The sequence below is a fragment of the Paenibacillus sp. 481 genome, assembly GCF_021223605.1.
Classification (GTDB): Bacteria; Bacillota; Bacilli; order Paenibacillales; family Paenibacillaceae; genus Paenibacillus_B.
In genome coordinates this window covers 5,218,666-5,232,861 of the sequence record NZ_CP075175.1, presented here as the reverse complement: position 1 = coordinate 5,232,861, position 14,196 = coordinate 5,218,666, and the positions used below count along the sequence as shown (strand labels likewise).

Genomic DNA, 14,196 nt, shown 5'->3' with positions numbered 1-14,196 from the left:
TCCGTATACGATTGTTAAACTTACAATGGGGAAGGACGTCATAGATGATGAACAAAGCAGAAATTGCCGACATTTATCCATTATCTCCGATGCAGGAAGCTTTGCTCTTTCATTCGCTTTACGACCAAGGAGACGTATACTTCGAGCAGATGATTTTTACACTCGAAGGACATGTAGACGCTGAAGCGTTGGAACGAAGTTTAAACGCAGTCATTGCACGCTATGATATTTTTCGCACCCTTTTTATTTATGACAAGATAAGTAAGCCTAGACAGATTGTACTGAAAAAGCGCCTCCTTCACTTGGAACTCGTTAATATTTCAAACTTGAATGATAAGGAGCAGCATGACGTTATCAAAGAGATCGCTGAAGAAGATCGAAATCGCTCCTTTGATCTGTCCAAAGATATGCTGTTGCGCTTAAAGCTTATACAGACTCATGCTTCAGGCTATAAGCTGATTTGGAGCAACCATCACATTTTGCTAGACGGTTGGAGTCTGGCGATCGTCTTGCAAGAATGGTTTGCACGCTATAAGCAAGAGGTTCAGGGTATTACCGTTCAGCTTGATCGAGCCGTACCCTACAAAACCTATATGAAATGGCTAGAGTCACAAGATGACGCTGTCGCCCGCCAATACTGGAGAAACTATTTATCAGATTACGATGGCGTTACGAATTTACCTACAGACAGAACCATCAACCATACGCTGAACAGCTCACTTGATAGCTTCACCGCTCAAAAGGAAACCGGCTCGATACAGGACATCGTGTTTAAGATTGATCGCTCGCTTACTGATCGACTTGTATCCTTGGCAAGGGAGTATCAAGTTACAGTAAGTAGTCTTTTTCAGGCGATTTGGGGCGTCGTACTTCAATATTACAATAATACAGATGACGTTGTGTTCGGTTCTGTCGTTTCTGGCCGCTCCCCAACTATACCGAACGTAGATAAAATCGTGGGTTTGTTCATCAACGCTGTTCCAATAAGAATCAGGTCTTCTCGTCATGAACGATTTTCGGAGCTGCTTATTAGGACTCATCAAAATGCGGCCCTTTCAGAGGAACATAGTTTCATATCCCTTGCTGATATGCAGGTTGAAGCGGGTAAGTCTTCCTTGTTCAATCACCTACTGGTCTATGAGAACTATCCGTCCAATACTAGCATGTTTGATACGAATGCCTTCGGCCTCGATTTTCGAATTACTTCAATTGAGTCGTTTGAGCATACGAACTATGATTTAAACATTGCCATTGGCCCCGGCGAAGAAATGCTAATTAAGATGAATTATAACGAGCACATGTATTCGTCATCTTATATCGAGCGGCTTTATCGCCATTTGGAACAAGTATGTTTGTATGTTACTGGCGATCCGACAACAAAAGTGTCCGACATTGTCATCTTGACTTTGCAGGAAACCGAACTACTACATACGTTTAATCAGACATCTGCGCATTATGCACGGGAGTATCCATTAGACATATTGTTCGCAGAAAAAGCACTTCTGCAGCCCCATCATCCAGCCATTACGATGGGGAATGAACAATTGACGTATCAAGAGTTGAACGACAGAGCTAATCATTGGGCAAACGTATTACATCAAAAAGGAGTTCTTACGGGGGATGCAGTCGGTCTCATTGCAAATCGATCCATAGAGATGATCGTCGGTATTCTCGCTATTCTGAAAGCTGGTGCGGCATACGTTCCGATTGATCCATCTTATCCGACAGAGCGGATGACATTTATGCTGCACGATAGCGAATCACGCTTTTTGTTGGCATTGATCGATATTGACCTTCCTGAGTTCACAGGTCATACGATTACTTTTGACGATTTACATTCATCGATCCCCAATTCTTCAGCTAATTTCCGTAGAAAAGATGGAGCGGGATCATCTGCTACAAGCACAGCCTACATCATGTATACATCAGGATCGACGGGGACACCCAAAGGAGTTATGATCACTCACCGAAATGTAGCTAAAATAGCACTAAACAACGGATATATCGATCTCAATCGTGATGATCGTATTTTACAAATTTCCAATTATGCTTTTGACGGCGCGACTTTTGACATTTATGGTGCCCTATTAAACGGAGCGACGCTTGTACTTCTGGACAAGGAACAATTATTGAATGCAGAGTCACTTGCAGCGGCGTTTGAACATCAGGCGATATCTGTCGCTTTTTTGACAACGGCTTTGTTTAATACGCTTGTGGATTGGAATCCAGCTTGTTTCAAAAATATGCGCCATGTGCTAATTGGCGGGGAAAAGGCGTCTGTTAAGCATGTAAATAAAGCGTTAAGCGTATTGGGCAAAGGTCGTTTACTTAATATGTATGGGCCAACAGAAGCAACCGTGTTCACAACTTGTTATCCGGTCACACAGGAAGACGTTGTTCTGATTGGCCGTCCGATTCATAATTCGACGACTTACGTGCTTAATAAATATTTGAAACCTTTGCCAATCGGTGTTCCGGGTGAACTTTATATTGGTGGAGAAGGACTGGCACAGGCTTATTTGGGGCAACCAGAGCTTACTGCCGAGCGATTTATAGAACACCCATTTGCTTCGCATGAGCGCTTATATCGAACAGGAGATCTCGTTAAATGGCTTTCAGATGGCAATTTAGAGTTTTTGGATCGGTTGGACCATCAAGTTAAAATTCGCGGACATCGCATTGAGTTAGGTGAAGTGGAAGCGAAGCTAAATTCGCTTCCTGAAGTGCAGGACGGTTTAATTATGGCACTTCGTGACGAGCACGGCCATTCTTACTTATGTGCTTATATCGTGCCGCTCTCGCTATCGCACGTTATCTCGGAGGATAACGAAGACGATGCACGTGAATGGATGTCCGATCAGATTCAAACTTGGAAAAAGAAATTGAAAGCAGCACTTCCCGAATATATGGTGCCAACGGCCTTTGAGATTCTTCACGCGTTTCCTTTAACATCTAACGGAAAAGTGGACCGTAAAGCGTTGCCGAAACCACGCTTCTCCGCACAAAAAAGTAATGTTGCACCTTCGAGTGCTACAGAACAAACGTTGGCGAAGATTTGGGAAGAATTGCTGGACATTGCACAAATAGGCGCAGAGGATCATTTCTTTGAACTAGGGGGCCATTCGTTAAAAGCGATGATGCTTGTCTCTAAAATACATAAAGAGCTTAGCGTTAAACTCTCGATTCAGGACATATTCCAGTCTCCTGTTCTTCGGGAAATGGCTGAACATGTTGATGGTTCACAGCAATGTGTTTACACACCTATTGCGACAGCTCCTAAACAAGACACTTACCCTGCATCCTCAGCTCAAAAAAGAGTGTTTATTGCACAGCAACTTGCTCCATCACAAACGAGCTACAATATGCCGATCATTTTAGAAATTAAAGGGCGATTGGACAAAAATCGACTTGAACAGGCTTTCCTTCAATTAATAAGCCGACACGAAGCTCTACGCACCTCTTTCCTCTGGTCTGGGGAAGAGCTACGACAGCGGATTAAAGATGTAGAATGCATGAACTGGCAATTAGATAACTATGACCTTTTAAAGAATGGGGTAGGAAATCAAGATCATATTTCCCAACTTCTTCGTTCTTTTATAAGACCTTTTGATCTATATAGTGGACCGCTAGTTCGAGCAGCAATTGCTACGTGCAACGCAGACCGCACAATTTTGATGATCGATATCCATCACATCGTGTCTGACGGTGTTTCGACAGGCATTATTTATCAGGATCTCGTTCGTCTTTACCAAGGAGATGCATTACCTGCTGCTACGATCCATTACAAGGACTTTGCTGTGCAAGAACAAAAGAACCGCAGTAGTGAACGTTACAAAGCAAGCCGTGATTATTGGTACGATCAGTTCAAAGGCCAATTGCCAGAAGTAAACTTGATAACTGATCGTTCTCGACCTGCTATTCGGTCTTATGATGGGAACACCATTTCCTTTGAACTCGATGCAAACATGACTAACAAGTTAAGAGATCTTGCTTCTCGCCATGACGCCACCCTGTATATCGTCCTGCTTGCGGCTTATAATATTTTGCTCTCTAAATATAGCGCTCAAGAAGATATCGTGGTGGGGGCGCCAATTGCTGGCCGGAACCACGAGGATGTACAAGGAATCGTAGGCATGTTCGTAAATACATTAGCGCTTAGAAACGATGTGTCTGGCAAGTGCCGAATAACGGACTTTATCCATAATGTCAAATCACGAGTCATGAAAGCGTATGAACATGGGGACTATCCGCTGGAAGAGCTCCTTGAGCAGCTGGATCAGGCTAGAGATTTCAGCCGTCATCCTTTGTTCGACACCTTGTTCGTGTTACAGAACATGGATATCCGTCCGCTGGAGCTGCCAGGGACGACGTTCCAAGCCGTGGAGTGGGAATGGAATCATTCCAAATTCGACATGACGTGGGGTGGACGAGAATCTAGCCATGGAATGAATTGGACGGTAGAGTATGCAACTGCTCTATTTGATCCTACGACGATAACACGAATGATTGGACATTTTAAGGTCATTTTAGAGAGTATGGTCACAGCACCTGAAACGCTTCTTGAACACGTGCATATGCTCACGTTTGAAGAGAAAGAACAGTTAGCTCTTTATAACACGACGAACGCTACTTATCCGAGAGAAGCCTCGATAATGTCTATATTCGAGCAGCAGGTAGTTGCTCGGCCGAACCATATCGCGCTCGTGTATGACGATATCCATATGACTTATGCAGAACTTAACGAGCATGCAGAGCAACTTGCAAATGTCCTCCTACGTAGCGGAATTAACACTGGCGATAAAGTAGGCATTTTGGCGGAACGATCGATCGAAATGATAGTAGCTATTTGGGGAATTTTGAAAATCGGGGCCGCTTATGTTCCGATTGACCCTGCTTTCCCAGAAGAAAGAAAACGGTTTGTTCTCGAAAACAGCGAAGCAGCATGTCTCGTAACTACTGGCGAGGTATCGCTTTCAAGCTTTGGGGGTGCCACGCTCCGACTAGCAGAACTTATGCAAGATGTACAGAACGAGGCAGCTCACGATGCAGAAATGGTTGCGGCACGAGCGCGGATGAACATAAATCCTGAGGATACAGCTTATATCATGTATACTTCGGGTTCGACTGGTACGCCAAAAGGGGTCGTCACCACGCATCAGAACATTGTGAAGACGAGCATCAACAACGGCTTTATGGAAGTACGGCCAGCAGACAGGATGCTGCAACTGTCCAACTATGCGTTTGACGGATCGACGTATGACATCTTCGGCGCACTCTTGAACGGAGCGACACTTGTCCTTATACGGAAGGAGGATGTGTTGAACGCCGCCCAGCTGGCACGGACGTTTGAGGAACAGCGCATCACTTTCGCGTTTATGACCACAGCGCTGTTTAACACGCTCGTGGACTGGGACGTGACGTGCCTGAAGCATGTAAGCAAGCTGTTCTTTGGCGGTGAAGCAGCCTCCAAGAAGCATGTCATGAAGGCACTGGATTACTTGGGTCCAAACCGAATAGCGAATGCGTATGGGCCGACAGAGACGACCGTGTTTGCGACGACCTATACCGTGGATGAAAGCATTCGAGAACGTGAGACCGTGCCGATTGGACGGCCTATTCACAATACGCAGGTATACGTGCTGAACCGATGGGGCCAGCAACAACCGATCGGTGTTCCAGGTGAACTGCACATTGGCGGGGAAGGGCTGGCTCGCGAGTATTTAAACCAGCCTGAGCTGACGGCTGAACGATTTATCGCAAGTCCACTCGTAGATGGCGAAAGACTATACCGGACAGGGGACCTCGTTCGATGGCTGCCAAATGGCAACCTTGAGTTCCTTGAGCGGATGGATCGGCAGGTTAAAATTCGCGGGAACCGAATTGAGCTGGGCGAAGTCGAAGGTAAACTTCTTTCCTTGCCTGAAGTACGCGAGGTTGTCATCGTTCCTGGCAAGGACGAACAAGGGCATTCTTATTTAGCAGCCTATGTTGTTCCCGCTGTTCCTGTAGACTCAGCATTCTCTACAGGTTGCACCGAGACAGAACGCTGTACTGCACTCGAAATTATGCTTCGTGAGCTTCGTGAGCGGCTTAAACCGTTGCTGCCAGAATATATGATTCCATCAAGTTTTGTAATACTTGAATCGTTGCCTCTGACCTCTAACGGAAAAGTAGATCGTGGAGCACTGCCTGCATCTCAGGTACGCAGAGTAGAACAGTACACAGCCCCAACTAACCATATCGAACAAGCACTTGCGTCGATCTGGGCTGAAGTACTCGGCCATGAACGAGTAGGCATTTTTGATAATTTTTTCGCATTGGGTGGACATTCATTGAAAGCCATGCTGCTTATAGCCAAAGTACAGCACCACTTTAATGTGAAGCTTAACTTGCAGGACATTTTCAATTTTGCAACGATACAGGAACTTGCAGCAAGGATCAATGATGAGGCGGAGCACACTTTTCCATCTTCAATTCTATCTGCTCCATTTATGGATGCGTATCCTGCTTCTTCCGCCCAAAGAAGACTGTATGTCGTTCAACAATATGAAAATGTCGGCACAAGCTACAATATGCCAATGATTCTACGTATTGAAGGCGAATTGGATCTCTCTCGTTTAGAGCAAGCTTTCATCCTGCTTATAGAGCGACACGAATCTTTGCGTACTTCTTTTGCGATGGAAGAAGGGGAAATCTGGCAGCGAGTACACTCCGCTGAAGAGTTGAACTGGCATCTGGAAATCATGGATGAAAAGAATGAAATACAGGCTACTTCAAATGACAGCAGAACGGAGAGTAACAGGAACTGGATTGCTTCATGTATCCAGCCATTTCATTTATCCAATCATTCTTTGTTGCGAGCTGCCGTTCGGAGGCTTTCTACCGCTGAGCATCTGCTCTTCATTGATACTCATCATATCGTGTCTGACGGCATTTCTACCGCTATATTATTTGATGAGCTGTTCAGCTTGTATAACGGAGAGGTATTAGCACCACTTAGTATTCAATATAAAGACTATGCCGTGTGGGAACAGACGGCGCAGGCAAGCGAACGTTATTTAGCCGAGGAGTCTTACTGGCTCGCACAGTTTAAGGAAGAGATTCCTGTGCTCGATTTAAAATTGGACGGTATTCGACCTCGCGTCCAGCGCTACGAGGGGACGCAATATACTTTTCAACTTGATCGCGAACTGACCTCTCAGCTTAAACAAGCTACTGTAGCTAATAAAGTGACCCTATTTATGATACTTTTCTCGGCTTATCATATTTTACTTGCCAAATATTCAGGACAGGAGGATATCGTGGTTGGCACCCCGATTGCAGGCCGGGATCACGTGGAAACGAACACGCTTATCGGAATGTTTGTAAAGACGCTCGGATTGCGCTGCGCTCCAAAGGCAGAGTTGTCAATTGAACAATATATCGGGCAAGTAAGGGACAATGTGTTAGAAGCGTATAAGCACACCCTTTTTCCACTTGAAGCACTAATTGAAAAGTTAGATGTGCCAAGGGATTCAAGTCGTCATCCGTTGTTTGATACGCTTTTTGTCCTGCAAAATATGAACAAGGCGCAACTTGAGTTGCCAAGCATGCAAATTCATCAAGTGGAGACACCTGCGAATCGCTCGAAGTTTGATATGACGTGGGCAGGAGCTGAACATGAAGATATTATCATGATGACGATTGAGTATAGTACGGATTTGTTCAGTCATTCGACGATTGCACGTATGGCCGGGCATTTTGAGCGGATTGTGCAGCAGATGGTTGAGCGACCGGAACAGCAAATCAAGGAAATCGAATTAATGTCACAGGAGGAGCAACTTCAGCTGGCAAGCTTCGGTGGGGTGTCAGCACCTTATCCGCGGGAAGCAACGATTCCTCAGCTATTTACGGAAACGGTAGCGCGTCAGCCTGATCATCCAGCCGTTCGATTCGGAACAGATGAGATTACTTACAAAGAGCTGGATGTCCGCTCAACCTTTCTTGCAGCAGCGCTAAGACAGCAGGGGGTTCGGTCTGGTGATGCCGTAGGGCTACTTGCAGAGCGCTCGATGGAGATGATTGTATCGATTGTCGGCATTTTGAAGGCTGGTGCAGCGTATGTGCCACTTGACCCTGGATTCCCGCCGGAAAGGCTGGCCTTTATGCTTGCGGATAGTGGGGTGCGGTTGCTACTAGCAGAAGATGTACAGGTTGCTCCTAACTTCACAGGTAAAGTATTGCCTTTAGATGTGCAGCGCTGGAATAGCACGACAGATGCTCCTGCAACAGTAGCAACTGAAAGGGGAGCTGAAATGGTAGCGACCCGAGAACTGCGTTCCGAGGATATCGCTTACATCATGTATACTTCGGGTTCGACTGGTACGCCAAAAGGAGTCGTCACCACGCATCAGAACGTCGTGAAGACGAGCATCAACAACGGCTTTATGGACGTACGCCCAGCAGACAGGATGCTGCAACTGTCCAACTATGCGTTTGACGGATCGACGTATGAGATTTTTGGCGCACTCTTGAATGGAGCAACACTTGTCCTTATACGGAAGGAGGATATGTTGAACGCCGCCGAGCTGGCGCGGACGTTTGAGGAACAACGCATCACATCCGCGTTTATGACCGCAGCGCTGTTTAACACACTCGTGGATTGGGACGTGACGTGCCTGAAGCACGTAAGCAAGCTGTTCTTTGGCGGTGAAGCAGGCTCCAAGAAGCATGTCGTGAAAGCACTGGATTACTTGGGCCCGAATCGAATAGCAAATGGGTATGGGCCGACGGAAACGACCGTGTTTGCGGCAACTTATTCCGTGGATAATACCATTCGAGAATGTGGAACGGTGCCGATTGGGCGGCCAATTCATAATACGCAGGTATACGTGCTGAACCGGTGGGGCCAGCAACAACCGATCGGTGTTCCAGGTGAACTACACGTTGGAGGGGAAGGGCTGGCTCGCGAGTATTTAAACCAGCCTGAGCTGACAGCCGAACGATTTATCGCAAGTCCATTCGTAGCAGGCGAAAGACTATATCGGACAGGGGACCTCGTACGGTGGCTGCCAGATGGGAACCTTGAGTTCCTTGAACGGCTGGATCGGCAGGTCAAAATTCGTGGGAACCGGATTGAGCTGGGCGAAGTGGAAGATAAGCTGCTTTCCTTGCCAGAAGTGCGAGAGGTTGTCGTCGTTCCTGCTAAGGACGAGCAGGGGCATTCTTTTTTAGCAGCATACCTTGTTCCTACGGTTCCAACAGAACCTGAGCACTTCACTGCATTAGAAGCTTTACTTCGTACACAGCTTAAACCAATCGTGCCAGATTATATGGTACCATCTAGCTTTATCATACTCGACTCGATGCCATTGACCACGAATGGCAAAATAGATCGACGAGCATTGCCTGCACCACATGAACGTGTGACCATTCGGTATACGGCTCCTACAAATGAAGTGGAGCAGCAACTTGCATCGATTTGGGCCGAGGTGCTCGGCCTTGAACAAGTCGGCATTTATGATCATTTTTTTGAGCTGGGCGGTCATTCGTTAAAAGCTATGACTCTAATTGCCAAGGTTCATAAAATGCTTGATATACGGCTATCGCTTCATGATGTTTTTGCAAATACTTCAGTCTATGAGCAGGCTTTACTTATACAAAAGGAAGCGCGTGACGACCGACATGCACCATTGAGGCCAGCCCGAGTGCAAGCCACATATCCGGTTTCTTCTGCACAAAAGCGACTGTATATGGTTCAGCAAGTCGATCGAAGTGGAACCAGCTACAACATGCCGATGGTGTTCGAGTTTGAAAGCGAAATCGATAGGGAGCGCATGCAAGAGGCCTTCCTTGCCCTCTTAGATCGGCATGAATCCTTACGGACTTCCTTTAAGGTTGTTCAAGGTGAACTTAGGCAGCAGATTCATTCGGTATTGGAATTGAATTGGAATATGAAGCACGATATGTTTACTGGCGAACCGGATGATGCAGTTGCCGTGCAGGATCGAATAGACAACTACCTAATTTCATTTATTCGTCCATTCGATCTTACTGGACCTTCATTGCTCCGTGCCGGAATGTTAACCGTATCAAAAATGAGACATTTGCTTATCATTGACATTCATCATAGTGTCTCCGATGGCGTGTCGACTGGAATTATTTTTAGAGAGTTACTACAGCTATACAATGGAGTGGTATTTGAGCCGCTATCCGTTCAATACAAAGATTACGCGGTGCAGGAGCAGGAACAAAAGAATAGTGAAGCTTACAGGCAGAGCGAATGCTTCTGGTTAGAACAATTTAAGGGTGAGCTCCCCGTCCTGAATTTCCCTTATGATTTCACCCGTCAAAGCGGAAAGAAATGTGCAGGAGGGCAAAGTGAACTCCAGCTTAGCGCGGAGTTTACCGAACGATTAAACGAGCTGGCTGGAAGAAATGGTACAACGCTCTATACGTTACTGCTAACGGCTTATTCCATCTTGCTCTCCAAATATTCAGGAGACGAAGACATTATCATCGGGGCACCTATGGCTGGGAGAAAACATGCGGATACGGCTGACATCGTCGGTATGTTTGTTCACACAATGGCGCTTCGGCTTGCGCCACGGGGAGAGATACAGCTCCAGTCCTACATTAGTGAAGTAAGGGAACGACTGCTCCATGCCTTTGAGCATGAGTTATATCCATTAGAGGAATTGATTGAACAGTTGAATCTGTCGCGGGACCCGAATCGGCACCCGCTGTTCGATACGATGTTCGTGCTGCAAAATATGGAGCTCACTTCGTTTGAGCAATCCGATATGCGCATACGCCAGCTTCGGACTACAACCCAAGAACCCAAATTCGATATGACTTGGGGAGGACATGAGACGGAAAAAGGACTGTGCTTAACCGTGGAATATGACCGCGACTTGTTTGCGCCAGCTACCATTGAACGGATGCAGAGTCATTATTATTATATTCTTGAGCAGATGGTTGACCGACCCGAGCAGAACATCAAAAATATTGGGCTACTAACAGAAGAGGAACGCGTTCAGCTGGCAAGCTTCGGTGGGGTGTCAGCACCTTATCCGCGAGAAGCAACGATTCCTCAGCTATTTACCGAAACGGTAGCGCGTCAGCCTGATCATCCAGCCGTTCGATTCGGAACAGATGAGATTACTTACAAAGAGCTGGATGTCCGCTCAACCTTTCTTGCAGCAGCGCTAAGACAGCAGGGGGTTCGGTCTGGTGATGCCGTAGGGCTACTCGCAGAGCGTTCAATGGAGATGATTGTATCGATTGTCGGCATTTTGAAGGCTGGTGCAGCGTATGTGCCACTTGACCCTGGATTCCCGCCGGAAAGGCTGGCCTTTATGCTTGCGGATAGTGGGGCGCGGCTACTACTAGCGGAAGAGGACCAGGTCGCTCCTAACTTCTTAGGTAAAGTATTGCCTTTGGATGTGCAGCGCTGGAATAGCACGACAGATGCTCCTGCAACAGTAGCAACTGAAAGGGGAGCTGAAATGGTAGCGACCCGAGAACTGCGTTCCGTGGATGTCGCCTACATCATGTATACTTCGGGTTCGACTGGCACGCCAAAAGGAGTCGTCACCACGCATCAGAACGTCGTGAAGACGAGCATCAACAACGGCTTTATGGACGTACGCCCAGCAGACAGGATGCTACAACTGTCCAACTATGCGTTTGACGGATCGACGTATGAGATTTTTGGCGCGCTCTTGAACGGAGCGACACTTGTCCTTATACGGAAGGATGATGTGTTGAACGCCGCCGAGCTGGCGCGGACGTTTGAGGAACAACGCATCACATCCGCGTTTATGACCGCAGCGCTGTTTAACACGCTTGTGGATTGGGATGTGACGTGCCTGAAGTATGTAAGCAAGCTGTTCTTTGGCGGTGAAGCAGGCTCCAAGAAGCATGTCGTAAAGGCACTGGATTACTTAGGCCCGAATCGAATAGCAAATGGATATGGGCCGACAGAGACGACCGTGTTTACGGCGACTTATACCGTGGATGAAAGCATTCGAGAACAAGGAACGGTGCCGATTGGGCGGCCAATTCATAATACGCAGGTATATGTGCTGAACCGATGGGGCCAGCTACAACCGATCGGTGTTTCAGGTGAACTGTACGTTGGAGGGGAAGGGCTGGCTCGCGAGTATTTAAACCAGCCTGAGCTGACGGCCGAACGATTTATCGCAAGTCCATTCGTAGCAGGCGAAAGACTATACCGGACAGGGGACCTCGTTCGGTGGCTGCCAGATGGGAACCTTGAGTTCCTTGAGCGGCTAGATCGGCAGGTCAAAATTCGTGGGAACCGGATTGAGCTGAGCGAAGTAGAAGATAAGCTGCTTTCCTTGCCAGAAGTGCGAGAGGTTGTCGTCGTTCCTGCTAAGGACGAGCAGGAGTATTCATTTTTAGCCGCTTATATTGTTGTAAACGAGGATGGAAAAGATACTGGAAGCAGTATATTTAGAGAACACTTGAATGCGCTGTTGCCGAGATATATGGTGCCTTCCGTCTTTGTATTGTTGGACTCGCTGCCACTAACATCAAATGGAAAGGTTGATCGTAATTCTTTACCGCAACCAAGCAGAAAATCGGATCTTGAATATATGGCACCGACGAATTCGGTCGAAGTAGAATTGGTTCGAATCTGGGAAGAAGTGCTCAAAGTCGATTGTGTCGGCATTGAAGACCACTTTTTTGAACATGGGGGTCACTCTCTTAATGCTATGATGGTGACGACACTAATCCAGCAGAGGCTGCATGTTCGGATCGACTTGCAGGCTGTATTTGAGAACCCAACGGTAAAATCGTTGGCGGGTTATGTACAGTCAAACATGCAGTCCAATCCGCAGGACATCTATGCAGTCATATCACCTGCTGCAGAACAGGACGTTTATCCGGCGACCCCTTATCAAGCGTATGGTTACTTAGCTAGCGAAGGAAATACGCACTGGAATATGCCGATGGCGTTCCAAATCGACGGGGCACTCCATCCAGAGCGATTGCAACGCAGTTTTCAGCTATTAATAGCGCGTCATGAAGCCCTGCGTACATCACTTGAGATTCAGGCAAGGCAAGTTGTACAGAGAATACATCCTGTCGTTCACTTTGAACTGACGAGAGAACAAGCATATAGCGAGGCAGAAAGGGTACGCATCATGACGGCCTTTATAGAGCCATTTTCGAGCATTTCCCCACCGCTAATGCGAGCTAAGCTACTTGAAGTCGGATGGGAAAAAAATGTGCTTCTCTTGGACATGCATCACGCAGTATCAGATGGAACTTCGCTTGGCATTCTGCTTAGCGAGCTGTTCCAATTGTATGACGGTTTGGAGTTGCGGCCTGTACCTTTGCAATATAAAGATTATGCGGTATGGCAAAAAGATATCCTAGATCGTGGCGCGTTCGCGGAATCAGGTTCGTTCTGGCAGCAACAATTGGCCGGATATCAACCATTTAAGCTGCCAACCGATGGAACACAAATCGATTTGCAAAATTATGAAGGTGACAGTGTCGTTACAAAGATACCGAAGCAGTGGTTGTACAACATAAAAAATGAGCTGGGCGATCCAATGGTGACCGATTTTGCCGTTCTTTATTCCATATATCTGCTGTTGCTCCATCAGATAACGGACGAAACTGATCTTGTCGTCGGAACGTACGCCTTCGGTCGTCAACGCCCTGAACTTCAGGAGACGGTCGGTTTATTCATTAATACGATTCCACTTCGAAACCGAATTACGGTTGAGGATTCTTATGCTGAGTTCGTTCAGCAGGTTCAAAAACGACTAATTAAAGCTTTTGAGCATCAGCAATATCCATTCGAAAAGATGTTGGAGGATGCTGAAGTTCCTTTTGATATTGACAAGAAACCGTTGTTTGACACGATGTTTAATCTAAACAATTTCACCGTACGTCCTGTAGAGACTACGAGCTTGCAGGTGTCTCCTTATCCATATGATTGGAAATTCTCTGAATACGATCTTTATGTGACTGCTCAATATTTCGCAGACGAGTTTATCGTACAATTTGATTATCGTACGACGTTGTTCTTAACCAAAACCATGAACACATTTGCGAATCGGTACGTATCTCTTTTTGAACACATCGCACGAAATCCATATTCTCAAATATACACTTTGGATAATATGACCATTTCGTAGGATGGTGTGATATACTATCATAAATTGGATAAAGGAGGAG

1 protein-coding gene is annotated in these 14,196 nt (G+C 46.6%); it reads left to right on the top strand.

Annotated elements, in window-relative coordinates; genetic code table 11:
* Window positions 1-44: 44 nt before the first annotated feature.
* On the top strand, window positions 45-14,156 hold the full coding sequence (locus tag KIK04_RS22545) for a non-ribosomal peptide synthetase (RefSeq protein ID WP_232275971.1): 14,112 nt from the start codon (window positions 45-47) through the stop codon (window positions 14,154-14,156).
* Window positions 14,157-14,196: the final 40 nt, after the last annotated feature.

What these genes read in the sequence shown, in the direction of transcription:
- KIK04_RS22545 (WP_232275971.1), top strand. Translation starts at nt 45, where the DNA reads ATGATGAACAAAGCAGAAATTGCCGACATTTATCCATTATCTCCGATG.